This window comes from Bifidobacterium sp. ESL0745 (genome assembly GCF_029433335.1).
GTDB lineage: Bacteria > Actinomycetota > Actinomycetes > Actinomycetales > Bifidobacteriaceae > Bifidobacterium.
Map to the genome: position 1 here is coordinate 13,524 of NZ_JAQTHX010000004.1, position 23,636 is coordinate 37,159.

21 protein-coding genes and 2 tRNA genes are annotated in these 23,636 nt (G+C 55.5%); 8 read left to right on the forward strand and 15 right to left on the reverse strand.

Annotation, left to right across the window (positions count from 1 at the left end; translation table 11 throughout):
* Window positions 1–203: 203 nt before the first annotated feature.
* From pgi to PT275_RS08955, 5 genes are all read right to left on the reverse strand, one after another.
* A complete protein-coding gene (gene pgi, locus PT275_RS08935; RefSeq protein WP_277154046.1) occupies window positions 204–1,898 on the reverse strand; it encodes a glucose-6-phosphate isomerase in 1,695 nt (564 codons plus the stop codon).
* A 326-nt stretch (window positions 1,899–2,224) separates the two neighbouring features.
* Window positions 2,225–2,614, reverse strand: a complete 390-nt coding sequence (locus tag PT275_RS08940; protein WP_277154047.1) for a hypothetical protein — start codon at window positions 2,612–2,614, stop codon at window positions 2,225–2,227.
* A gap of 30 nt (window positions 2,615–2,644) precedes the next feature.
* Complete coding sequence (locus PT275_RS08945) at window positions 2,645–2,980, reverse strand: hypothetical protein (RefSeq protein ID WP_277154048.1); 336 nt, start codon at window positions 2,978–2,980, stop codon at window positions 2,645–2,647.
* Window positions 2,981–3,513: 533 nt separating this feature from the next.
* Window positions 3,514–5,178, reverse strand: a complete 1,665-nt coding sequence (locus PT275_RS08950; RefSeq protein WP_277154049.1) for an acyltransferase family protein — start codon at window positions 5,176–5,178, stop codon at window positions 3,514–3,516.
* Window positions 5,165–6,712, reverse strand: a complete 1,548-nt coding sequence (locus PT275_RS08955) for a sugar phosphate nucleotidyltransferase (protein ID WP_277154050.1) — start codon at window positions 6,710–6,712, stop codon at window positions 5,165–5,167. The genes PT275_RS08950 and PT275_RS08955 overlap by 14 nt, the downstream gene beginning before the upstream one ends.
* A gap of 172 nt (window positions 6,713–6,884) precedes the next feature.
* Between PT275_RS08955 and PT275_RS08960 the strand changes: the two genes are divergently transcribed.
* Window positions 6,885–6,957, forward strand: a tRNA-Thr gene (locus PT275_RS08960).
* Window positions 6,958–7,012: 55 nt separating this feature from the next.
* On the opposite strand, the gene PT275_RS08965 is transcribed toward PT275_RS08960, so the two are convergent.
* A complete protein-coding gene (locus tag PT275_RS08965) occupies window positions 7,013–7,960 on the reverse strand; it encodes a LysR family transcriptional regulator (protein ID WP_277154051.1) in 948 nt (315 codons plus the stop codon).
* A 267-nt stretch (window positions 7,961–8,227) separates the two neighbouring features.
* Between PT275_RS08965 and gap the strand changes: the two genes are divergently transcribed.
* Entirely contained in the window at window positions 8,228–9,244 is a 1,017-nt protein-coding gene (gene gap, locus PT275_RS08970) for a type I glyceraldehyde-3-phosphate dehydrogenase (protein ID WP_277154052.1), read from the forward strand.
* 234 nt (window positions 9,245–9,478) lie between these two features.
* Here gap and PT275_RS08975 read toward each other — a convergent pair whose 3' ends face one another.
* The 3 genes from PT275_RS08975 to PT275_RS08985 all read right to left on the reverse strand — a co-directional run bounded on the left by PT275_RS08975 (window position 9,479) and on the right by PT275_RS08985 (window position 12,207).
* A complete protein-coding gene (locus PT275_RS08975; RefSeq protein WP_277154053.1) occupies window positions 9,479–9,817 on the reverse strand; it encodes a carboxymuconolactone decarboxylase family protein in 339 nt (112 codons plus the stop codon).
* A 241-nt stretch (window positions 9,818–10,058) separates the two neighbouring features.
* Complete coding sequence (locus PT275_RS08980; RefSeq protein WP_277154054.1) at window positions 10,059–11,564, reverse strand: MDR family MFS transporter; 1,506 nt, start codon at window positions 11,562–11,564, stop codon at window positions 10,059–10,061.
* Between the two features lie 157 nt (window positions 11,565–11,721).
* Window positions 11,722–12,207, reverse strand: coding sequence for a MarR family transcriptional regulator (locus tag PT275_RS08985; RefSeq protein ID WP_277154055.1), 486 nt, complete (start codon window positions 12,205–12,207; stop codon window positions 11,722–11,724).
* Between the two features lie 129 nt (window positions 12,208–12,336).
* Here PT275_RS08985 and PT275_RS08990 point away from each other — a divergent pair, with 129 nt between their 5' ends.
* The 4 genes from PT275_RS08990 (at window position 12,337) to PT275_RS09005 (ending at window position 14,968) form a co-directional block, all read left to right on the forward strand.
* Window positions 12,337–12,639, forward strand: coding sequence for a type II toxin-antitoxin system RelE/ParE family toxin (locus PT275_RS08990; RefSeq protein WP_277154056.1), 303 nt, complete (start codon window positions 12,337–12,339; stop codon window positions 12,637–12,639).
* Entirely contained in the window at window positions 12,636–12,977 is a 342-nt protein-coding gene (locus tag PT275_RS08995) for an addiction module antidote protein (protein WP_277154057.1), read from the forward strand. Before PT275_RS08990 ends, PT275_RS08995 begins: the two co-directional genes overlap by 4 nt.
* Before the next feature lie 116 nt (window positions 12,978–13,093).
* Window positions 13,094–13,702, forward strand: a complete 609-nt coding sequence (locus PT275_RS09000) for a MerR family transcriptional regulator (RefSeq protein ID WP_277154058.1) — start codon at window positions 13,094–13,096, stop codon at window positions 13,700–13,702.
* 246 nt (window positions 13,703–13,948) lie between these two features.
* Complete coding sequence (locus PT275_RS09005) at window positions 13,949–14,968, forward strand: aldo/keto reductase (protein ID WP_277154059.1); 1,020 nt, start codon at window positions 13,949–13,951, stop codon at window positions 14,966–14,968.
* A gap of 216 nt (window positions 14,969–15,184) precedes the next feature.
* Here PT275_RS09005 and PT275_RS09010 read toward each other — a convergent pair whose 3' ends face one another.
* The 3 genes from PT275_RS09010 to PT275_RS09020 all read right to left on the reverse strand — a co-directional run bounded on the left by PT275_RS09010 (window position 15,185) and on the right by PT275_RS09020 (window position 17,037).
* The gene (locus tag PT275_RS09010) at window positions 15,185–15,661 is read right to left on the reverse strand and encodes a flavodoxin (protein ID WP_277154060.1); all 477 of its coding nucleotides are present in this window, start codon (window positions 15,659–15,661) and stop codon (window positions 15,185–15,187) included.
* Between the two features lie 273 nt (window positions 15,662–15,934).
* A tRNA-Leu gene (locus PT275_RS09015) sits at window positions 15,935–16,015 on the reverse strand.
* Between the two features lie 206 nt (window positions 16,016–16,221).
* Window positions 16,222–17,037, reverse strand: coding sequence for a GNAT family N-acetyltransferase (locus PT275_RS09020; protein ID WP_277154061.1), 816 nt, complete (start codon window positions 17,035–17,037; stop codon window positions 16,222–16,224).
* Between the two features lie 345 nt (window positions 17,038–17,382).
* Here PT275_RS09020 and PT275_RS09025 point away from each other — a divergent pair, with 345 nt between their 5' ends.
* Window positions 17,383–18,384, forward strand: coding sequence for an AEC family transporter (locus tag PT275_RS09025; protein ID WP_277154062.1), 1,002 nt, complete (start codon window positions 17,383–17,385; stop codon window positions 18,382–18,384).
* 323 nt (window positions 18,385–18,707) lie between these two features.
* On the opposite strand, the gene rdgB is transcribed toward PT275_RS09025, so the two are convergent.
* The 3 genes from rdgB to PT275_RS09040 form a co-directional block, all read right to left on the reverse strand.
* Window positions 18,708–19,385, reverse strand: coding sequence for an RdgB/HAM1 family non-canonical purine NTP pyrophosphatase (gene rdgB / locus PT275_RS09030; protein ID WP_277154063.1), 678 nt, complete (start codon window positions 19,383–19,385; stop codon window positions 18,708–18,710).
* 498 nt (window positions 19,386–19,883) lie between these two features.
* Window positions 19,884–20,648, reverse strand: coding sequence for a ribonuclease PH (gene rph / locus PT275_RS09035; protein ID WP_277154064.1), 765 nt, complete (start codon window positions 20,646–20,648; stop codon window positions 19,884–19,886).
* 362 nt (window positions 20,649–21,010) lie between these two features.
* Entirely contained in the window at window positions 21,011–21,649 is a 639-nt protein-coding gene (locus PT275_RS09040; RefSeq protein WP_277154065.1) for a Pr6Pr family membrane protein, read from the reverse strand.
* A gap of 569 nt (window positions 21,650–22,218) precedes the next feature.
* On the opposite strand from PT275_RS09040, the gene PT275_RS09045 reads away from it, so the two are divergent.
* Complete coding sequence (locus tag PT275_RS09045) at window positions 22,219–23,541, forward strand: nicotinate phosphoribosyltransferase (RefSeq protein ID WP_277154066.1); 1,323 nt, start codon at window positions 22,219–22,221, stop codon at window positions 23,539–23,541.
* The last annotated feature ends 95 nt before the right edge of the window (window positions 23,542–23,636 follow it).

The window sequence follows — 23,636 nt, forward strand, 5'->3', positions numbered from 1 at the left end:
CGACCCAAAAAGGCGCTTTTCCCACTGGTTTAAGCCCTCACTGAGGCGAAAAGCACCTTTCCAAGGCATTTTTGGTGCTTTTCCACCGGGTTACGCCGCATCCTGCGTGGCAGATAGAAAATGGGGATCCATCATACGGTGGATCCCCATTTTAGTCGTTGCCTTCAGTCAGCCAGAAAGCTAACCTGCAACCTTATGTGCGACTACTTGCGATGCGCACGATAGAAGCGGATAAGGCTCTGCGTGGAAGCGTCCTGCTGCGCAAGGGCGTTGTCGTCCTGCGAGATCGCCGGGGTGATCTGGCGGGCAAGCTGCTTGCCGAGCTCGACGCCCCACTGGTCGAAGGAGTCGATGCCCCAGACAGTGCCCTCGGTGAAGGTGATGTGCTCGTAAAGCGCGATGAGCTCGCCAAGCGAGAACGGGGTCAGCGCGTCGCCGAAGATCGAGGTGGTCGGGCGGTTGCCGGAGAAGACGCGGGCCGGAACGATGGCTTCGGGTGTGCCCTCGGCGCGAACCTCGTCGGCGGTCTTGCCAAACGCGAGCGCCTTGGTCTGCGCCAAGTAGTTACCCAGGAAGAGCTCGTGCACGTCCTGGTCGCCGTCCTTGGCAGGGTTCGGGGTGTTCGCGAAGGCAATGAAGTCAGCCGGAATGAGCTGCGTGCCCTGATGGATCAGCTGGTAGAAGGCGTGCTGGCCGTTGGTGCCGGGCTCGCCCCAGAAGACTTCGCCGGTGTCGGTGGTCACTGGGCTGCCGTCCCAACGCACGGACTTGCCGTTGGACTCCATGGTCAACTGTTGCAGGTAGGCCGGGAAGCGGTGCAGGTACTGGTCGTACGGCAACACGGCGTGGGTGGCGGCATGGAAGAAGTTGCGATACCAAACATTGAGCATGCCCATCATCACGATGACGTTCTTCTCAAGCGGGGTGTTGGCGAAGTACTCGTCCATCTCATGGAAGCCGGCGAGGAACTGATCGAAACGCTTCGGGCCGAAGACGACGGCCAGCGAGGTGCCGACCGCGGAATCGACGGAATAACGGCCGCCGACCCAGTTCCAGAAGCCGAAGGCATTCTGCGGGTCGATGCCGAATTCCTCGACGCCCTTCAGGTTGGTGGAGACGGCGACGAAGTGCTTGCGGATGGCTTCGGCACGCTTGGCATCGGAGCCGTCGATGGCGCCGGAAGCTTTGAGACCGTTCAAGAGCCAGGTGCGGGCCTCGCGCGCGTTGGTGAGGGTTTCGAGGGTGGTGAAGGTCTTGGAGACGATGATGAACATCGTGGTCTCGGGATCGAGATCCTTCGTCTTCTCGGTGATGTCGTTGGGGTCGATGTTGGAGACGTAACGGGCGGAGATGCCGGCGTCCGCGTAGGGCTTCAGCGCCTCGTAAACCATGACCGGGCCCAAGTCGGAGCCGCCGATGCCGATGTTGACAACGGTCTTGATCTTCTTGCCGGTCACGCCGCGCCATTCGCCGCTACGAACCTTGTCGGCGAAAGCGTAGATCTTGTCGAGCGTTTCATGCACGTCCTTGACCACGTCCTGGCCGTCGACGATGAGCTTGCCCTCGTCGGACTTCGGGCGACGCAGCGCGGTGTGCAGTACGGCGCGATCCTCGGTGTTGTTGATATGAACGCCTTCGTACATGGCCTTGCGGCGGTCCTCAAGGTGCACGGCCTTGGCGAGATTGGCGAAAAGCTTGAGCGTTTCAGGCTGGATAAGATTCTTGGAAAGGTCGAAGTGCAAGTCACCGGCGTCGAAGCTCAGCTCCTCAACACGATTGGGCTCCTCAGCGAACCATTTCTTCAGGTCGATGCCTTCGCTGTTCAATTCGCTGAAATGCCTTTGCAGCGCTGCCCACTCTGGGGTATTGGTGGCGTCGATAGGAGGATTGATGGCCATAATAATAAGGTCCTTTCATCATGTGCCGCGGGGTTTCGTGGCTTCGTCAGTCTTTATCTGAAGATGCCGTTCCCGCCGCTTGCTACAAACTCTAATTTACTCACAAAAGCGGACACAACAGCACAAAAAGTTTCGTACCGGTCAACCTTGACTCAGCACGTTATTGGACATCAAAATATCGAATCTTAACGATTTTTTAAATTTATGATTTTTAATCAAAAAAAGAGCACACTCACATCATTACACGTTTACAACACCATATATTCACAATAGGCAAGTTCAACACACGGCAACAGCAACGGGACACAAAACAAAGCACCAATCACTCAGTGTGCGGCGATGGATTCACTCGTCCCAGACCTAAACTTCACTTCAGCTCCGGCTCCGACCTTAGATTTCGTTTCAGCTCCAGACTTCGCCGCAGCGGCTTCCTCCGCCTTAACAATGGCATCCATCTTGGTCTCGGCCTCGGCCTCGCTCATTCCCGTGGCTTCCTTGAGTGCATCGATACGGTCGCGCAATACAATGGCACGATCCAACGCTTTCTCCTCTTCTGGAGTCAAATCACGAATCTTGATCCATGGTCCCCACTCACCATCATCAATGCCTTCCTCGGCCTCGTAGGTCCATCGATCAAGCGTTTCCTGCGTAATGCCAAGACTCTCACAGAGTTCCTTGTCTTCCATTGCCGCACGTTCTTCATCGTCCATTTCCATACCGGCCTCCTTTCAGTAAGCCCAGCTCAATCAGCGCACGACGGCGGATCCTTTCGCCTCAATTTTAGATTTTTCGGCAGCCACTTCTTCGGCCTTGACGATGGCCTCCATTTTTATCTCGGCTTCGAGTTCACTCATTCCGGTGGCCGCTTTCAACGCATCGATGCGATCGCGCAATACAACCGAGCGATCTATCGCCTCCCGCTCTTCAGGCGTAGGCTCACGAACTTTGATGACCGGCCCCCACAAACTGGGGTCTCCCCAATTATCATTTTCGGCATCTTCAACCCATTGCTCGACTTGCTCAGAGGTAAGACCAAACTTACGATACAATTCTTCTTCATCGTCCATCATGATTCCCATCATAGCAATCCAAGCTCCTTTCGCACACTCTTTGTAGGGGGTGTAAGTGCATGAAACACAAGCCATCCGTTATCGAAACTGTAAGTCGCCACCATTTCAAGTGACCTACCATGACCGTCAATACCAATCGCAGACCAACGGCCAGAACCATTCGGCCTCAGTTGCAAACGTATCCGCGACCGCCATGCTGCTCTCACATCAGCATCTGTTATGTCAGGATGCCGTCGATGGATTCTGGGATCCACCGACAGTTCTTCGTTGATTCCGTTCATGTCTCCATTGAACATGAAAATGGCCAATTTCCGAGGCAAAACAGGGCACTGTGGTCGGATGATGGGGGTTATCCACATTTGAGGCGTGTCAAGGAATTAGGGGTTAAATTGTCAACAAAATTATCAACAATGCTGGCATCTATCAGTCAAGATATGCACATTATTATACGCAAAACGAAAATCAGATGAAACTGCCCACATCTCTATGCACAATTACAAACTTGACTTAACAGATCTCCACAATCACGACAATTTTTATATTGGTTACGCTAACTTAATCAGACGCAGCAAAGGTTGACGGATGAAACGATCGATGAGGCAGACCACAAGTACGAATACCAATGAAAAAACGACTTCTACGACGAACCATTCGACGAGCCACCCAGAGGAAGCGGACATGCCACCGACCGCAAAAGCGCTGGCGACGTGAGCGGCGACGGGGTCGGCAAAACGATTCTGTAGAGCAATCCAAGAATAATATGTGAGTGCCTGCACGATGTAGAAGCCCAGAATTCCAGAGGCGAGCGCCTCTACAGCGCGACGGCAGAAGGCTTTCACGCTTGACCACAATGGCTTCTTTGTACTATTGCCAAGACCTTGCAAGGTTCCGTCAGATTCCGTGACTATGCCCGGCAATGGCCTCTCTGTACTGCCACCACGGCCTTGCAAAGCTTCGACCGATTTTGTAGCGTTACCCGGCAAAATTCTCGCACCATACTCTGTATCATCAGATTTTGTGTCACCAGTCGGCAAATGCTCTAAACCCCACTCCGTACCAAGCAAACTACGCTTTTGAGCTCGCGCACTGGGGCACGCGGCACACATCAACGAGCACACGGCGAACAGGAACGAAAAGGCGGAAGTCGATTTGAACGAAAGCACCATCAGCAGGCCGAAATGGCCGCCGAACGCGGCAAAAGCGACAATGCAGCCAGCCACAAGGATCAGAGCGATCAAAGCCGTCGCCCAAAAACGACGGGTCAGCCACATCGGCGCATGCGTTCCGGCGGAATCAGCCCTCCTCCGTCCGTCGACACGAGCAACCTTGTTCGGATATGCGGCCGTCCGTCCCACGTCGGGATATGTGTTACTTTCAGACGAATCGAAGGCGGCATTCCCGTTATCGGCATCTTCGGAATTCCCTGCAACCGTGGGCTTGTGCCCGTACCAGCGTTGCCACGCGCAACCCAATGCGCCCGCGCAAATGTAGGAGGCAAAATAGGTGAGGGCGCTCATCTGCTTGCGCCAGTCCAGAATGCTCAGCGAATCGAAGAAGTTGCGCCCGCTGATCGCCACGTAGACGTTGAGACCATAAATCACGGCGAGCGCAAGCACCCACAACGCCACGCACCACTTCTTGCGGCAGCGCTCGATGCACCAGCCGATGAACGGCGCAAGTAATACAAACAGCACATACAGCCAGACGAATTCAAGACTTAAAATCACATCACGCAAGCCGCCGACCGCCTGAATGGGCACGATCCAGCGGTTGACCACCATCAGCACCACGACATAAAACACAACGGCCGCAAGGACTTTAGCGATGCGAAGCGCAGTAGGTTTCCATTCCTCGCGTGGGAATCCTTTGTGACGCGAGCGCTGCGCCAAACGCGGCACGAGGAAAAACGCCGAAATCATGAAAAAGATGTGGTTGCCCCAGGCCCCGAGGAACATCAGCATCGAAATCAGCCAAACCGCCAAGGGCGCCGAGGAGATGATAGCGAAAAACGACGGCGTCGCACCGGCCTGCGCGGCAGCCAAAACCGCATGTGGCCCGTTGACGGCGATCTGTTCGAAGGTCAACAGGAACGTGTGAAACGTCGCGATGCCGACGATGGCAAGCAGACGCAGCAATTCAATCGCAAAAATCCGCGGACGCCGGCCCTTGGCAGATGCCGGCCGAGAAGCGGAGATACTAGAGGATGTCATCGCGGCCTTCGCGATCGAGGTAGGCGACCATGTCCTTGACCTCCTGGCTGCGGGCGCGCGGGGCGATCATCAGGGCGTCGGGGGTGTCGGCGATGACCATGTCGTTGACGCCGAGCAGGGCGATGGTGCGGTCAGTGAGCGGCATTACGACGTCGCCGGCGCTGTCGAGGCTTACGACCTTGTCGCTATCGCCCAGAATCTTGATGTTGCGGGTGCCGGTGCTGGGCAAAAGCGCCGCGACGGAATTGAAATCACCGATGTCGTCCCAGCCGAAATCACCGGGAACCACTGCCACGCCGCCGGCCACGCTCAACGGCTCGGCCACCGCGTAATCGAAGGCGATTTTTTCGATGCCCGGCCAGTAGGTCGCCATCGCCTCATCCACTGTATCGTTGTCATCATCGGTTCTGCTACCGGCATCAGCAGCGTCTTCGAGCGCACAAACGCCGTCAATTCCATCGTCAGCGCCATCACCATTCCGGCCATCTGCGGTTTCGCCGCGGCGATTGCCATCATTCCGCGATTTGCCAAATTCGCCGGACTTGCCGGAATTATCGGACTTACCGGAATTGTCAGAATTGCCAGATTCACCGGACTTGCCGGACTTGCCAGGTTTGTCGGACTTGCCAAAATCTTCGATATTGTCATCATTCCTGACATTATCGTTACCGGCCTTTTGCCCGCCACGAGCGCCGCCTGCAACCTCTTGCGCCGCGTATTTCGCAGCAGCGATTTCCGCATTCCCGGAAGCATTGCCGCCATCGCTGCCATCCACTGCCATGTAAGCGTCGGCGATATGCAAGATGGCATCGTACATCTGCGGCTTGTATTCGCGCAAATGGCCGAGCAACACGTCGGCGCGCATCACGAACATGCCGGCGTTCCAACGATATTCGCCGGTGGAAAGATAGGCCTGGGCCGTGGCTGAATCCGGCTTTTCCACAAAGCGCTCCACAAGACGCGCGTTGGGAGCACCGGGAATTTCAGCGGCCAGAGACCGGCCTTGGTGAATGTAACCGAAAGCCGTGGAAGGACGCGATGCCGCGATGCCGATGGTCGTCACATACCCGGCGCGCGCAGCCGCCACCGCCTGACGCACCGCTTCGGCGAACGAATCCTTGCCACGAATGACATGATCGGCGGCAAACGAGCCGACGACGATATCTCCGCCGTGTCGCCGCGCGAGGATGGCCGTGGCCAGCGCAATGGCCGCCGTCGAATCCCTCGGCACCGGTTCCGCAAAAATGTTGGATTCCTTGAGTTCCGGCAGCTGCGCCTCGACCGCGGCGACATGCCGCCACCCGGTGCTCACCACGATGCGATCCGGCCCAGCGAGACGCGCGAGCCTGTCAAATGTGGACTGGATCAGCGTGCGCCCGCTGCCCATCAGGTCGTACAGGAACTTGGGCCTGGCCCCGCGGCTCAATGGCCAAAGCCGCGACCCGGTGCCGCCGGCGGGGATGATGGCGTAAAAATCATTGAAATCGTTGCCTTGCGTCGATATGTCCGGCCTTGCATTTTCCAAGTTGCCCATCCCCTACTCGCGCGATTTTGAGTCTGCTTCTGACTTTCTATTGTCGCGCGTACCGTTGTCATTGCCACGTAATCCTCCAAGACACGGCCGGACGCCGCCGCCGTGGACAAAATCAATATTATCCAGTAGTATTATTGTTTTGTGCGCGGATGGTGCATACCACCCGGGCATTGCCGCTTTAGCTCAGTTGGTAGAGCGTCTCACTCGTAATGAGAAGGTCGACAGTTCGATTCTGTCAAGCGGCTCCCATTTTTCAGTTTCAAAACGTGGCAATGCCCCGCTCTACCGTTCCGGTTCCAACTATTCCACTTCGCTGTAGACGCGATATTGCAACCGGATGGGTTCCGTGCTGATTTTGCACAACTTGCGCTGCTTGGCCAGATAGGACGGCAGCAACGCGATGCCCTTGCCCTGCTCGACCATGGTGACGATGGTCTCCAATGAATCGACTTCCATCAGCCGACGCGAATTCCTGGTCGCTATGTGATCGTGCAAGGAACGCCTGCGGAAGGCGCATTCCTTGTCATGGTTGATCAGAAGCGGCACATCAAGAGGTATCGGGGTAAACATCGGCTGCATTTTCTCGCCGGCCCCTGCGCCTTTCAGGACAACATTGTTGTTCGCAGTGCCGTACCCCTGCGCCGCCGCGTCGACGGCGGAATTGCCGAAGAACTCGGGGCCTGAGGTATCGTACCTGGCCCCGGCCTGCGGCACTCGATTCAGAGGAAGGTCCTTGACCATCGATTCCGCCACAAGATAAGCGGTTTCCAGCACTTCGGTGCTCACCAATCGGTAATTGTCCAGTTCGTTCAGATCAACGAACGCCACCACGGACTTGTACTGGTGCCGTCTGGCTTCGGGTACGATGTTGCTTTGCCGCCTCACGACGATGGTCCCGTAGCTTTCCGGATGGAACGACGGGACGTTGGTCATCATATAGTGCATCAGCGCCTCGGTGATCAGCAGATCGCCGGGAGCCCCCGCAGCCTCGCGCCGCACATCGTCAAGCTCGGCGGTGATGCGCAGCGATGCGCGATACAGCCGCTTGCCTATCTTTGTGGGCTCCACACCTTTCGCGCTGCGTTCCACCAGCGTTGTGTGAAACTCGTGTTCCAACGATTTGAGCCTGGCGCTGATATTCGATTGCGCATATCCGAGCGCCTTTGCAGCTTTGTTGAGCGAACCGGTTTCGATAATCGCTTCGAAAATCTCCAGATCGTTGAGATTCATCGCGCTCCCCTCCGTCATTGCGATGGCCATAGCACCGTTGCCGCTATGGAATTGACCTTTAACAGGTTACAGACGATAATCGACTAACATATCTGCTGTATTGATATGCTATCAGCAAATCAAGGATAAATATCGAATAAATACAAGTATTTTGTACATATTGAGTTCACGGTATATATCATATTTAATGATATCCATATCGATTTCAGATACTATGCAAACAAGTGACAAGGTCGTATCTTGTAGCGTGAAATAAGTTGATCATAAAGAAAGGCAAGAGCCATTATGACAGTCAAAATCGGCATCAACGGATTCGGACGTATCGGGCGGCTCACGTTCCGCAGGCTTTTTGAAATGAAAAGCGACGAGGTCGAGGTGGTCGCCATCAACGACCTGACCAATCCGGCCATGCTCGCCTATCTGCTGCAGCACGACACCGTACAAGGCTGTTTCCCCGCCGAAGTCTCCAGTGACGAAACCGGCATCATCGTGGACGGCAAGCACTACACCGTCTACGCCGAGCGCGACGCCGCGAATATCCCGTGGGTAGCGAACGACGGGGTTGAGGTTGTTGTGGAATCCACCGGTTTCTACACCAGCACCGAGAAGTCGTCCGCGCATCTGAGGGCGGACGTCAATAAGGTGCTCGTCTCCGCTCCGGCCGGCGATATGCCGACTGTGGTCTATGGCGTCAATCAGGATGTGCTCACGGCCGACGACAAGATCATCTCCCCCGGCTCCTGCACCACGCAATCCGTGGCGCTTCTGGCCAAGCCGATGAACGACCACTACGGCATCCGCGCCGGCTCGATGACCACGATCCACGCCTACACCGCCACGCAAAGCCTGACCGATGGCCCGAAGGGCAAGAACGCGCGCAGCAACCGCGCCGCCGCCGAAAACGTCATTCCCCATTCCACTGGCGCTGCCAAGGCCATTGGCCTGGTCGTCCCGGAACTAGACGGGAAGCTCAAGGGCCAGGCCCGTCGCGTTCCGGTTCGTTCCGGTTCGCTGACCGAGCTGTCGCTGGTGCTTGAAAAGGCGCCGACGGCAGAGGAAATCAACGAGATGTTCCGCGAGATCACTCGTAACAACGATTCCTTCGGCTACGACGACAGCGGCCTGGTCTCCTCCGACGTGATCGGCGACACCCACGGCGCAATCTTCGACCCGACGCTGACCGAGGTGGTCAACCTGGGCGAAGGCCAAGGCGAGTTGGTGAAGGTCAACGCTTGGTACGACAACGAATACGGCTTCACCTGCAACATGGTGCGCACCCTGCTGCATTTCGTAAAGCTGTAAAGCGCTGGTTGGGCAACATCTGCGTATTGGAACGAATATACGGACGCATCTTGCGGTTGCACGTTCGGACTGAGACTTGGGTAGCTTTACATAATCAAATCTCATTCGACAAAGAATCGGTGCCACGGCTCTGACTGCCGTGGCACCGATTCTTTGTATATATACAGTATCGAAACATACCGTCCATTGAGATTCAATGGTTTTTCGATAACTATTTTTTATTCTTCTGTTCTTTTAATTTTTGGACGTTTCGTCATCGGCCCACACCTTCTTGGCCCGGTTGAACGCCGACCAGGCTTTCGGCCAGCCGACGTAGAAGGCGAGGTGCGTGATTTCGGCGGCGATCTCGTCCTTGGTAATGCCATTGGCCTTGCCGATATTGAAATGCGCGTCCATCTGCTCGGTGGCGCCCATCGCGATGATTGCGGCAATGGTGATCATCGAGCGGTCGTGGGCGGAAAGCTCGTCTTCGCGGCTCCACACCTCGCCGAAGAGCACATCGTCGTTCAAATGCGCAAACTGCGGCGCGAACTCGCCCAACTGCTTGTGTCCCGCTGTCTGTTTCTTGGCCATAATCGATTCCTTTCACGTTTTATCCGTTACGACACCATCATCGATACCAAGCCTAGAAACTTCAAGCACTTGAGGTCAAACGAGGCTCTTTAGCGTAACGAAATCGCAAACATGCGACGAAAAGCACGAAAATAAGCCTTAAAACGTGCTTTTCGTCGCAGCGAAACCACAAACCAGGGCGAAAAGCACCAAAATCGGCACGAAATAGTGCTTTTCACCTCAGCAAAGCACAAGTCGGCGCTTACTTGCTCTCGGCGGCGATGGCCTCGCGCTCGGTCGTAGCGTTCGGGAGGAAGAACGAGGCGACCATGCCGATGACGGCGAAGATGACCATGAGGATGAAGCCCCAGTTATAGCCGATGGCCTGGGCTGCGGCCTTGCCGGCGGAGGCCTGCGAAGTCGCGGCCAGCGAGATGACGAGCATCGCAAGCGCTGTGCCCAGCGAACCGCCGACCTGACGAACGGTGGAGGAAGCGGCGTTGGCGTGCGCGGTGAGGCGGGCGGAGCTCAGGTTGATGCCGGCGGTGAACGTGGTCATCATCGTGAAGGAGATGCCGACCATGCGCAGCGCGTAGCACAAGCCGATCACGAACAGGCTGGTTTTGGCGCTGAACCAGAGCATGGGCACCGAGCCGATCAGGAGCATCAGGAAGCCGAACAGCGAAAGTTTCTTGATGCCGAGCTTGTCGTAAAGTGTGCCGGAAATCGGGTTGCAGATCACCATGACCAAGGCTCCCGGCATCATCACCAGGCCGCTGGTCAGCGCCGATTCGCCACGCGTGGTCTGCAGATAGAGCGGCAGGACGAGCTCGATGCCGACCATGGCGATGTTGCTGATGGTGCTCAAGAGGGTGCAGAGGTTGAAGCGGGCGTTGCCGAAGACGTGGATGTCGAGCAGCGGCTTAGTGAGCTTCAGCTGGCGCACGCAGAAAAGCGCCATAATGACCACACCGATGATGAACAGCACCGCAAGCATCAGCGTGATCCGCCCGGTGTTGCCGACTTCGGAAAGCGCATAAAGAATGAGTCCAAAGCCGAAAATGGATTCGGCGAAGGAGATAACGTCGGTCGTGCTGTGGTGCGGCGAGGTGAGGTTGCGCACCAGCGGGACGGCAAGAATCGCGGTGATGGCACTGGCGACGGCAAGGATGATGAAGAGCATCTTCCAGCTGGAGACTTTGAGGATCAGGCCCGAGATGGTGGGTCCGACCGCCGGTCCGAAACCGATGACCAGGCCGGTGATGCCCATGGCCATGCCGCGCTTTTCTGGCGGGAACATCATCAGGATGACGTTCTGGATGAACGGCATGAGCCCGCCGGCAGCGATCGCCTCAATGATACGGCCCGCGAGCAGCACCCAGAAGTTCGGCGCGAAAATGCAGACGATCGAGCCGACGAAGAAGACGGCCATCAAGGTCACGAACGTGGTACGCAGATTGAAGGACTCGAACACCCATGCGGACATCGGAATCATCAGCCCGACTACCAGCAGATAGGCGGTCGTCAGCCATTGCGCCGTAGCCTGGCTTACCGAGAACGCACCCATGATCGTGGGCAGCGCGTTGTTCAAGAATGTCTCCGCCATCAGCGCCGTGAACGAACCCAACAGCAACACCGCCATCATCAGCGCACGTTGGCGAGAAGTGATCGAAGACGTGAAGCCTCCACTTTCCTGCTCAGATTCATTCTGTGAGGTTGCAGCCTGTTGCTGCCCACTGTTCTTTTCTGTCGATTCCTGACTGACCATTGATAACCTTCCTTATTTATAGCAAGCTACAGTTTGAATAAAAAAACTTATTTACTCTTCGTTTATAAAGACTGAACCATTACTATCCGCAGCTCGGTAACTTCAATAAATTCCATATATGAATTCGTTGCGGCAGAATCATCCTCACGCACCAAGTTCATTGCGCCGACCCATCCGAAAAGTTCTCGACGATACGTTTGAGCGCAGCAACCAATTTCCCTTGCTCTGCACTCCCCAAACCATCGGTAATTTTCCCGTTGATTTGTGTCATTACCGCGTGAATATCGTCGATATGCACGTCCATCAACCGCTTCCCCTCGGCGGTGAGTTCAAGCAGGATCTGCCGCCGGTCGCTTTCCAGCTGCGAGGTTTCGATAAGCCCCGCACTTTCCAGGCGCTTGACAATGCCGCGAATCGTTGGGTGGCTCAGCACGAACCGATCCGCGATTTCGCGCTGGGTGACGGCGTGACCATGCGCGTCGTGCAGATAGACCATCAACGTGATCTGCGGCCCGGTGAGGCTGTATCCCTCAAACATCGAGGCGACGCGGTTGTTGAGTTCCTTCTCGATCAAGGTATTCGCCACCTTGATCAGCGGCCCCAAATTATTCGCTCCGGTTGCGGCGAACTTAGCCTCGTCCATATCCATAGCTTGCTACACTAATTCCCGCTCCCGACTATTACAAAATCACCTGTCATTACGGCTTATGCTCATGCGCCAATAAGCACGGTAACTTTTTGACAAATTGTATCCCATAAGATACAATAAAGTATGAAAATACTTAAATCAGTTACTTTCGACGATTGGTTAGTCCATCTGCGCGATAAACCTGCACAAAGAAAAATACTGGCCTGGTTGACAAGGCTCGGCCTTTCAAATCAATTGATTGGAGATTGCAAATCAATCAAAGACGGCATCTATGAACAACGATTCAATACCGGACCAGGGTATCGGGTTTATTTTGCCCGCAACGGCGAGCAGCTCATTTTGCTTCTAGTAGGCGGAGATAAAAGCTCTCAAACCAAAGACATCGACAAGGCAAAGACAATGTGGAAAGAATGGAAACAGCAATGAAAAAGCCGGCAACTACAAATGAAACCTTTAGCGAATTCAACGTATCCGATTACTTGAACACGAAAGAAGATGCGGAAAACTATCTGAGAGAAGTCATCGCCGAGGCGGACGGCATCGAAGACGAAGATGAGGCCACGTCACTCATCGTGACCGCTTTGGGTGAAGTCGCGAAAGCTCAGAAAAAGATGACGTCCATCGCCGATCGGGCCAACGTGGGGAGGTCAAGCCTGTACAAATCCTTGAAAAAAGGCGCAAACCCTTCATTCCGTACCGTTTACAGCGCACTGCGGGAACTGTTCGGCGGCGCAAGCCCGCTACTTCCCCGACAAATCGCTTGATACTACCAACAGAATAACGGAATTCCGCAGGAGACGGACTCGCGCTATTCTCAACAAATGATGTTGCCCAATCTTCTGTTTTGACTTCAAGTGCTTTAAGTCAATAGAGTGAAGGCATGAGCATTCAGACTTGGCATTCGATCGGCGAGGCATCGCTGTATTGCGGACTGCCGGAAAGCACGCTGCGTTATTACGAGGACGTCGGCATCATCGCGCCGATCGCCCGCGACCCGGAAAGTGGCCATCGCGCTTATACCGATTATGATTTGCAGGCGTTGCTTATCATTTCGTGTCTTTCCGCCACCGGCATGCCATTGGCCAAAATGAAGGAGTACATGGCCAATCGCAAGCGCGGACGCGAAGGCGCGCCAACGGAAATCGACTTGCTGCGTGACCAGAAACGCCGGCTCAACGAGGAACGGCGGTTCCTGATGGCACGCGAGGAATACGTCAATCTCAAAATCAAGTATTGGCAAGCCGTTTCGCACGGTGACGACGCCGAAGCCACAAGCCTTGGGGCACAAGCCGAGCAGAAAGTCAAGCAACTCAGCCATTGGCACGACAATCAAGACAGCGAAACAGAAACGGCGGCCAAACTGACCGGCGCTGCATCGAGCGCGAAATCGACGAGGGAAAAGCGATGCCCCACTGAAATCTCGTCTCAAAACAAACATCGATTGACAGCCAACCAGTCAATCGGAAATTCCGAACAAAACTCCCAATGATTCTGTCACCGATCAATTCCGGCAACCATTCATTCGACCAATTCGCCGTCAGTCAAACGCAACGATTTCAGTGATTTTTCAGCAATGAATCCCCGACTGGCAATCGTCCGTCAACCGACAGAGCCGCCGACGGATACAACCTAGCCGCACCTGTTCGCTATTTCCTGTAATTTCATAATTCAATATTCATAATCCAAAAATCAATCACAACATCGTCGCTAATCATACAGCAGAAAGAAGCCAATCATGGAACGCATCACTTTGGGAGATTCAGGTGTCGAAATATCGCCGATGTTCATCGGCGGCATGTCCTTCGGCAAGCCGGACCCGGAACAACACGTCTGGACCATCGACCAGGAAGGCACGCAGGCCGTCATCGCACGAGCGCTTGAGCTCGGCGTCAACGCCATCGACACCGCCAATTGCTATGCGCGCGGCACTAGCGAGGAATACATCGGCCAGGCATTGAAGAACCTCGGCGTTCCCCGCGATCAGGTCGTGCTCGCCAGCAAGGTTTATTTCAACGAGGGCCATTCCTCGGCCAAGGCCATCAAGCACGAGGTCGAAGGTAGTCTCAAGCGCCTGCAGACCGACTACCTCGACCTCTATATTCTGCATCGCTTCGACTACACCACGCCTATGGAGGAGACCATGCAGGCACTCGACGAGCTGGTGCGCGCCGGCAAAGTCCGTGCCATCGGCGCCAGCGAAATGTTCGGTTACCAGTACCACAACCTTGAGGTCATCGCCGAGGAAAACGGCTGGACGAAACTTTCGACGCTGCAATGCCACTACAATCTCATCTACCGCGAGGACGAACGCGAGCTCATCCCGGTGGCCCGCCAGTACAACGCCGTTCCGACGCCGTATAGCCCGCTGGCTTCCGGGCACCTGGCGCGCAAGACCTGGGATTCGGAAACGCTTCGCGGCAGGACCGACAAGGTCGAGCACAGCAAGTACGACCGCGGCCGCACCATCGATCAGCCCATCGTCGATCGCGTGGCCGAACTGGCCGAAAAACGCGGCGTGAGCATGTCGCAGATCGCCCTGGCCTGGCATTGGACCCACGGTCCGTCCGCACCGATTGTCGGCTGCAGCTCGCCCAATCGCGTCGATCAGGCGGTCGCCGCGATGGACGTCAAGCTGAGCGACGATGAGGTCGATTATCTGGAGGAACCTTACATCGCCCACGAATTGGTCGGCCCGCTGGCCCGTCCGGGCGAAAAAGCGCTGGCCGGCACCACCGTTCCGCCGGAAACCAAGTAGGTTCGGGACCTCAGCAAAACGCGAAGGTCTTGCCAGTAAATGCTGCCATCTGCCGACAAGACTTTCGCGTTCCAAATCATCGAAACCATCCACCAACTAGCCGATGAACAAGGCAATCAGCGAATGATAACAAAATAGTTTTGACTAAACCCTTATAATTCATGCAAAACGCGGATCGTCATCTTGTGACAACGGTCCGCGTTTTGCATTGAACTTTTATAGGCTAAGTTCCTTAACCCAGCGCGCCAGCGTTTCTTCGCTGTCATCGGCCATGAAACGACGACCCGTCTTCCATGTGGCCTTGGGCGCGCAACCGTGCAGGTGCTGTCCGTTCGCACCTTCCAGACTTCCGCCGGAAGTCGCGAACGGCACGATGGTCTTGCCTGAAAAATCCTGGCTTTCCAGGAAGGTGCGCACGATCTGAGGCGCGACACCAAACCAAATCGGATAGCCCACGAATACCGCGTCATAATCGCCGACATTGATGACTTTGGCCATCTGCGGACGGGCGTCGACGGCATGTTCCACATTCACCCGGCTTTTCTCGTCCTCGGCATTGAGGTCAAAACCGATATAAGGTATCGACGGTTGAATCTCGTTGATATCAGCACCGGCAGCCTTCGCCAGTTTTTGCGCCACAGTGCGCGTGTTCCCAGTGATGGAAAAATACGTAACCAGTAATTTATTGGCCATAAGATCCCCTTTCTCCGATGTCATTGACCATCCAATGTCAATGACATCAAGGAACAGTGTAAGTCGTGTCTAGTAAAGAATGTAATCAAAGTCACATGCACGGTGTCGCAACATGAGAAAACGAGATTTGGCGATAAATCATCTGAGTCCATTTTGAGTACGGACTGAAACAAAACATGTAATTTTAGGCAATCAAGGATATTCGAAATGTTCAAGATCTTCGAGAATTCCAGCATTCCCAACAGTTTTGCGCTATCCCCCACCCTGCCAAAGTGCGCGCAAAGGGACTCGAACCCTCACGAACAAGTCACAGGAACCTAAATCCTGCGCGTCTACCAATTCCGCCATGCGCGCGTAACGCCATTTAATCTATCAGACGTCCCGCACAATCCCTGTGTGAAAACACAGGAACAACTTGCGAGGAAAATCAAGGAAAGGACCCAGAAATGCTGATTATTCTCACATGTTCGAATGAACATGCGATGAAAATCAAGGAAATGGAAACAAAAGCCTGATTTTGCTCGCATCTTCGACTACCACGGTGCCGCCATGGAATGCCATCACACCTCGCGGGCCATCAGGTAATCGGTCTGCTTGTCATCGCCCTGCCAGAAGTCGTGCTGGCCGACGCGGACGAAACCCTTGCCAGCGTAGAAACGTTTGGCCGGCTCGTTATGTTCCCAGACACCGAGCCAGACTTTTTTGAGCCCACGTTCGCGGGCCATGCCCAGCGCCTTGTTCATCAGCTGGGTGCCAAGCCCGCAGCCCTTGAACGCCTTTTGGATATACAGCCGCTGGACTTCCATCGTGTCAGGGCCCATGTCCTCTATCTGCGCCTCGCCGAAGTTCAGTTTCATATAGCCCGAAAGTATTACGTTACATGCGGCTGGATCAGCTAACCGGCCGGAATCCAGAGAAGCTACAGATCGCGTCAACTCCGAAACGCGGTTTTCAGGCCTGCCGATACCTGCCGAATCCGAAGAGCCCATGACAACATTTTCGCGTTTACCGTTACGTGCAGGATCAGCAGAACCTGTCACCGGGCTTTCGGGCTTGCCTGCACGTACAGCATCAGAAAAATCAGCGCTGTTATCGGTGTTCTGACCACCTTGCGTTCGCGAAGTTTGCACGGTTTGCGCACCGGACGGCATCGAAATAACGAAAAACAGCGAATCAGGATTCGCCAGCTCTTGGCGCAAAACCGGTTCGGCATAAGTTTCGGCAAGGTATTTGCGCATATCCTCATCCGAGCTAGTTCCGTCAAATGTATCGACATACGTCTCGACGCTCAGTCGATGAAGCATAGCCGCATCATCGACACCGCACCGCCTAATCACGCCTGGAACCTTCGGATTTGAACTCGACGAATTCTTCATCAGATCAATCACTCCATTTCACTCTTTTCATATAATACGGTTTCCCGCAACTGTGAAGGACTGCACTATTCTGCAATCCACCAAGGCAACAGCATCCAGCAATCGCGCGATTCCCATAATCTTGGCAGATATGACAGAAACGACAGATCTATCACGCCTCTTGAATCTGGATGCCCAACCAAACCGCTGAAACACAACCCTGCAACATAGCACATTCCACATGCCGGTATTGAAAACAACTATCGGCATTTTGCCACCGGAAAACAACGCCGAAGTCTATGATATTTGACGGTAGAACAATATTCGACAATATCGCCACACCTAAGGAAAAGAGAAGACGGATTCATGTCAGCACTCATTCAACCTGCGACGCTATTGCTGATTATTCTGATGGGGTACCTGTTCAAGAGGTCCGGCATTCTGGGCCCGAAGGACTATCGCGTGGTGCAGGTGCTCGAATTCGATATCGTTTTGCCAGGTGCCATCATCTACTCCTTTGCGACAAACCCGCACCAATTGAACCTTCTGCTGCTTTCCGTCTTCTCGCTCTTTGCAGCGCTGATTCCACCGTTGCTGATTTTCGTCGCTACGCGCCATCGCCCTGTGTCCGACCGCGCATTTTTGATGCTCAACGGCGGCGGATTCAATATCGGCTGCTTCTGCTTCCCCATGGTTCAGGCATTTCTCGGCCCTGCAGCGCTGATTCCCGCAGCAATGTTCGATATCGGCAACGACATCATGGTCGCCGCCGGCACGAACGTCATGACGCAAAACCTCTTGCATATTGTGCCCGGCAAGACGCTGGCCGAACAGCACGCCGGCGACGCACCCACACTGCCCCGCATCAAGGCGACCGACCACGACGCCCGCAGATTGCAACGGCGTGCGCTGATCCGCAACATCGTCAAAGGCTTCGTCACCTCCCCGGCGTTCGACACCTACATCCTGATGCTGGTATTGATGCTTTGCAATTTCCACTTCCCGACGTGGATCGCGCAGGTCTCGCATCCCTTCTCCGACGCCAATGCCTTCTGCTCGATGGTGATGGTCGGCATGCTCACCGATCTGCCCGGTTCCAAGCGCGATCTCAAGTTCGTGGGCGAAGTCATGGCCTGGCGTATTCCTTGCGGCATCATCGCCGCGCTGTTGGCATGGTTCATGCTGCCGTTCAGCCCGCTTGTCCGCGAAACCGTCGTCATGTGCTGCCTGGCACCGACGGCCATCTTCTCGACGATGTTCACCGACAAAGTGCTCGGCAACGCCAAGCTCGCCGGCTTCATCCTCTGCCTGACCGCCGTGGTCGGCACGATCATGATGACCATCGCCCACTTCATCATTCACATGTAGGGGACACGCTCGGCCCGATGCGATCCGCGCCAAATCTCCCCTGAAGTGTGTTCCCTGCCTCTAACCCTAGAGTAACTAAACGTTTTAATAACTTTAGAGGCAGAAACCTGAGTTTGCACCTCTAATCCTACTTCAACGACGATTCCCCGTAAGGTTAGAGGCAGGATTACACACCCACTGCCCTTAACCCGCCTCCAGCTGCAACTTCTCGCTATGTTTAGAGGCGAGATTCGGCCGTTCTCCACTCCTAATCGATCCCGACCGGAGCCACATAACATTCGGCAGCGCACCGTTGCACTGTCAACGTTTCTACATACTGACTTTCAGCAGCCGATGAGCTCTTTGATTGCGGGAGCGAGCGCCACAAATGCCTTGTGACGGTGGGAAATCGCGTTCTTTTCCTCAGCACTCATCTCAGCGCTGGTCAGCTTCTCGCCGTCATCGTTCAAACGTCCGGGTTGGTCGTTCGGCACGAAGATGGAATCGTAGCCGAAACCGTTTTCGCCACGCGGCTCGCGAATCACTGTGCCGCGCATCTCACCAAGTTCCACGGTTTCTTCGGCCTTCGGCGTCGTCCCGTTCGGACGCTCCTCACCGCAATGCTTCGGCACCACCAGCGCAGCCGCGCAATTGAACCGCGCACCCCGCTTACCGTCGGGAATATCCTCAAGCTGCGCAAGCAGCAAGGCGTTGTTGGCCTTGTCATGGCCGTGGGCACCGGCCCAACGCGCCGAAAGGATGCCGGGAGCCGCGCCGAGCACATCGACAATCAGCCCGCTGTCGTCGGCGAGCGCCGGCAAACCGGTTCGCTTGGCGACGTCCCGTGCCTTGATCAGCGCGTTCTCCTCAAAGGTCACGCCCGTTTCGACGGGGTCGGGCAGGTTCATCGATCCGGCCGAAACCAACTCAACGTGCTGCGCGGCCTTGCCCAGCTCGGCCTCGATGATGGTGCGGATTTCGGGCAGCTTGCCCTCGTTGTGCGTGGCGACGACGATTTTCATGGCGTTTCCTTTTCTACAGACCGTTTGCCTCCATAATATCCGTCGATATGCATCCAGCTCGCTTGCAACAAGAAAAACATGACAATATCGTCATCGCCCTCGTCGCTTCCAAAAAAGCAAGATCATAAAACGAAACGATTCGTAAGCCAAAATCCAGGATAGAGGCAAGTCATTTGTCCGTAAAGCCTTCCCAGGCGCTGGGGCAATTTTTCTGCTTTACGCAGTATGCCCTCGTACTGTGTAAAGCCTTCCAAACGCTACCGCAATACCAGAAGGCCATTCGAAACCAACGTAGGGTATAGAGAGCCCCCGGTCACTTACCTTTGGCTACGCCTCAAAGCTGATTTTGAACACACATTCTGGTCCGATTCCCGAAATCCGGCTTAAAAGCGAGATCACTACTCTCCGCAACAGGAAATGCGACGCTTGCTCGAACAAGCATCGCATCCCAACAAATTGACCAGGCCCTCTACACCCCGCAAATACGCGAGTATCCGATCAGCCCTTGGCGAGCGCCTCGTTCTGCGCGCGTTGGAGTTCCTTGTTGCCCTTTTCGGCCAGCTCGAGCAGCACGTTGAGCTCGTCGCGGGTGAAGGGGCGATGCTCGGCGGTGCCCTGAATCTCGATGAACTTGCCGGAACCGGTCATGGCCACATTCATGTCGGTCATGGCCTGGCTGTCTTCGATATATGGCAAGTCAAGCATCGGGGTGCCGTTGATGATGCCAACGGAAACCGCGGAAATCTGATCCTTGATCGCCTTTTGCGCAGAACGGATGCGCTTGTGCTTCTCGGCCCAGTGCAACGCGTCGACCAGCGCGACGTAAGCGCCGGTCACCGAAGCCGTGCGGGTGCCACCATCGGCCTGCAGCACGTCGCAGTCAAGCTGCACCTGGTTCTCGCCCAACGCCTTCATGTCGATGACCCCGCGCAGGCAGCGGCCGACCAACCGGCTGATTTCCTGCGTACGCCCGCCGACCTTGCCCTTCACGGACTCGCGCGGGGTGCGTTCGGTTGTAGCACGCGGCAGCATCGCGTATTCGGCGGTGACCCAGCCGAGCCCGGAATCCTTGCGCCAGCGCGGAACGCCGGGCGCGAACGTCGCCGTGCACATCACGCGGGTGTTGCCGCATTCGATAAGCACGGAACCTTCAGGTGCATCGGTGAAGTGACGGGTGATTTTGACGGGCCGCAGCTCGTCGACGGCACGTCCGTCGGGACGCACCACAGTATCGCTATTCAACAAATCTTTGATTTCAGCCATACCGCCAACCTACCATCAGCCGGTCACGTCAGCGCGAAACTCGCCACCTGTTCGGCAATGGTGCCACCGAATGGAAATCCAGCCCGTAACCTTCCCGGAAGCAATAATTTCCCCATAAAGGAATGCGATACGACCTCAAACACGCTAAATGCAACATTTCCAGCAGCCCCCACAGTTTTATGCTGGAAATATCGCATTTAAAATTTCTATTTAGGACTTTTCCAGCATAAATGTGTGCGGAGCGCTGGAAACAACGCATTTGATCCACGATTCCGCATTTCCGGCTTAAATCGCACGGGCCGTCGCAGACACGCAGCCCCGTTCAGCCACGCACACGTTCCACAAGCCAAGCCCGCGACCACTCAGTTGCGCACAGTGCCGATCAGCGGCTTCCTCGGCAGAATGCGGTCGATAAGGAAGATGACGAGTCCGATAATGGCGAAACCGCCGAGGCAAAGGAAAGCGGTGACCCACATATGGCTCCAGCCGATCTGGCTGACATCGATGAAGCCGTAAGGATACGGGTCGCCGCCGGTCTCAGGGCCGGAATGCGGCCAAATCTGGGCGCGAATGAGTACGAACGCAAGATAGATCGGGAAATAGATGAGCCAAGTGAGCACGTAATGCCACTTGAAGCGGCGATGGGCATCGAAGAGGATAAAATCGATGACCGCCATAATCGGCACAACCCTGTGCAGAATCACATTGGTGACGATACCGAACACATACTTGACCGTAGCCGGGTCATCAGCCGGCATCAGCGTGGCGGCCACCACGCCGGTGACCACGATGTAAAGAGTGAGCACGCCCTTGAGCCAGGCTGGCGGCTGCTTGCCGTCGATAAGGCAGGCGATGCCGGCCCACAGCATCACCAGACCCAGCGTGAAGTTGGTTTGGTAGGTGAAGAAAACCCAGTAATTCGGCGTGGTCCAGGCCACGCTCGTGAATGCCAGACACAGAAACGCAACGATGAGGCGATAGATTCCGACAAAATATTTCATGCAAATCAGTTTATGAGCAACGCGAGAAAATACGAAACCCGAAAACATTCCGACTTCGGCAAGGCTCGGCCAGCTTGCATACGCCGCCCAACCAATGACTTTCACACTTTTAGAGGCACAAACTTTGCATCCTGCCCCTAACACAACAGGCACAGAGAGTTCCGATTAGGTTAGAGGCACAAAGCAGGAATGTAACTTTCCACAAGGTTCAGAAGCACAAATCGATAGTCTTGCCCCTAACGCAATGGAAACCAAGACTTCCGATAGAGTCAGAGGCAGAAAGTGGAAATCCGCACTTTACCATCACGAATGCAATGGAATGCATGCATGATTCCCAGCACCCAGCAAGAGGCAACACAGAACAAGACGCACTGAAATGTCTACTTATAGTCATTATTACTATTAATCGCCGTGTCGGGTTAGACTCAAGATGAAAAGCAACTTGGCCGGGCAACCGGTAATGAAAGCCCTACGGCCCCATAGTCACTTAGGCAACACCTGTCTTGCGGCCATGTCGGAAATACCGACGGATTAAGGGCGGGGCGATACACACCTCAGGGAGGCATGTGATGCTGGATTATTCACCGGCTTTGATGACCGATATGTACGAATACACCATGCTGGACGCGGCGCTCAAGGACGGAACCGCGAACCGCAAGTGCGTTTTCGAAGTGTTCACGCGTCATCTGCCGCTCGGCCGCCGTTACGGCGTGGTCGCGGGGAGCGGCCGCATCCTCGACGCGCTCGAACATTTCCATCTGAACGACGACGACCTCAAATTCCTTTCCGACCGCAAGATCGTAAGCACCGAAACCATCAAGTGGCTCAAAGACTTCAAATTCACCGGTTCGATCAAGGGCTATCGAGAGGGCGAAATGTTCTTCCCGGACTCCCCCATTTTGGAGGTCGAAGGCACGTTCGGCGAGTGCACGCTGCTCGAAACGCTGCTGCTTTCGATTCTGAACTATGATTCCGCCGTCGCTTCCGCCGCCTCGCGCATGGTCAGCGCCGCGGGCCATCGGCCCTGCATGGACATGGGCGGACGCCGCACCAACGAATGGGCCGCCGTTGCCGCCGCGCGCGCAGCCGTGGTCGGCGGATTCCAAGGCACCTCGAACCTGCTCGCCGCCCAGCTTTACGGCTTGAAGGCCATCGGCACCTCGGCCCACTGCTTCACCCTCGTTCACGATTCCGAGCGCGACGCCTTCGCCTCGCAGGTCGCCGCCATGAGCCCGAACACCACGCTTCTGGTCGATACGTATGACATCGAAGAAGCCATCAAGACGGCCGTCGAAGTGGCCGGACCGGAACTTGGCTGCGTCCGCATCGATTCCGGCGACCTCGCCGCGTTGGCCCAGCGTGTGCGCAACCAGCTCGACGCGCTCGGAGCCAAGAACACGAAGATCACCGTCACCAATGACCTTGACGAATATGCGCTGGCCTCGCTGCAGTCCGCTCCTGTCGATTCCTATGGCGTGGGCACGATGCTGGTCACCGGTTCCGGCGCACCGACCTGTGCGATGGTCTACAAGCTCACCGAACGCGAAGGCGACAACGGCGAGATGGTGCCGGTCGCCAAACACTCCGAGAACAAGGCCACCGTCCCTGGCCGCAAGCTGGCGTTCCGTTCCTACGAATACGGCCTTGCCAGCGGCGAACACATCATCTCCGGCTCCGAGGAGAAACTCGCCAAGTTCCAGCCCAAAGACGGCTGGAAAGATTTGATGGTCAGTTACATGGATCACGGCGAGGCCAACACACAGTACCAGGGCCACGATGCCATCGCCAACGCTCATCAATACCATGCACAGGCCTTGGCCGAGCTGCCGATCACCGCGCAATCGCTGATGAAGGGTGATCCGTCAATCCTCACCCAGATCGACGTGCTGTAAAAAACAGTCCAAGCCTTATCAGCTGCAGCCTTGCTGACAATCCCTCATTTTTTGGGGTTCTTGGCGCGCCAAGTACCCCAAAATACAGTAAATCG

Coding starts and splice junctions, on each gene's coding strand:
- pgi (WP_277154046.1), bottom strand. CDS start 1,898: ATGGCCATCAATCCTCCTATCGACGCCACCAATACCCCAGAGTGGGCA.
- PT275_RS08940 (WP_277154047.1), bottom strand. CDS start 2,614: ATGGAAATGGACGATGAAGAACGTGCGGCAATGGAAGACAAGGAACTC.
- PT275_RS08945 (WP_277154048.1), bottom strand. CDS start 2,980: ATGATGGGAATCATGATGGACGATGAAGAAGAATTGTATCGTAAGTTT.
- PT275_RS08950 (WP_277154049.1), bottom strand. CDS start 5,178: ATGACATCCTCTAGTATCTCCGCTTCTCGGCCGGCATCTGCCAAGGGC.
- PT275_RS08955 (WP_277154050.1), bottom strand. CDS start 6,712: ATGGGCAACTTGGAAAATGCAAGGCCGGACATATCGACGCAAGGCAAC.
- PT275_RS08965 (WP_277154051.1), bottom strand. CDS start 7,960: ATGACGGAGGGGAGCGCGATGAATCTCAACGATCTGGAGATTTTCGAA.
- gap (WP_277154052.1), top strand. CDS start 8,228: ATGACAGTCAAAATCGGCATCAACGGATTCGGACGTATCGGGCGGCTC.
- PT275_RS08975 (WP_277154053.1), bottom strand. CDS start 9,817: ATGGCCAAGAAACAGACAGCGGGACACAAGCAGTTGGGCGAGTTCGCG.
- PT275_RS08980 (WP_277154054.1), bottom strand. CDS start 11,564: ATGGTCAGTCAGGAATCGACAGAAAAGAACAGTGGGCAGCAACAGGCT.
- PT275_RS08985 (WP_277154055.1), bottom strand. CDS start 12,207: ATGGACGAGGCTAAGTTCGCCGCAACCGGAGCGAATAATTTGGGGCCG.
- PT275_RS08990 (WP_277154056.1), top strand. CDS start 12,337: ATGAAAATACTTAAATCAGTTACTTTCGACGATTGGTTAGTCCATCTG.
- PT275_RS08995 (WP_277154057.1), top strand. CDS start 12,636: ATGAAAAAGCCGGCAACTACAAATGAAACCTTTAGCGAATTCAACGTA.
- PT275_RS09000 (WP_277154058.1), top strand. CDS start 13,094: ATGAGCATTCAGACTTGGCATTCGATCGGCGAGGCATCGCTGTATTGC.
- PT275_RS09005 (WP_277154059.1), top strand. CDS start 13,949: ATGGAACGCATCACTTTGGGAGATTCAGGTGTCGAAATATCGCCGATG.
- PT275_RS09010 (WP_277154060.1), bottom strand. CDS start 15,661: ATGGCCAATAAATTACTGGTTACGTATTTTTCCATCACTGGGAACACG.
- PT275_RS09020 (WP_277154061.1), bottom strand. CDS start 17,037: ATGAAGAATTCGTCGAGTTCAAATCCGAAGGTTCCAGGCGTGATTAGG.
- PT275_RS09025 (WP_277154062.1), top strand. CDS start 17,383: ATGTCAGCACTCATTCAACCTGCGACGCTATTGCTGATTATTCTGATG.
- rdgB (WP_277154063.1), bottom strand. CDS start 19,385: ATGAAAATCGTCGTCGCCACGCACAACGAGGGCAAGCTGCCCGAAATC.
- rph (WP_277154064.1), bottom strand. CDS start 20,648: ATGGCTGAAATCAAAGATTTGTTGAATAGCGATACTGTGGTGCGTCCC.
- PT275_RS09040 (WP_277154065.1), bottom strand. CDS start 21,649: ATGAAATATTTTGTCGGAATCTATCGCCTCATCGTTGCGTTTCTGTGT.
- PT275_RS09045 (WP_277154066.1), top strand. CDS start 22,219: ATGCTGGATTATTCACCGGCTTTGATGACCGATATGTACGAATACACC.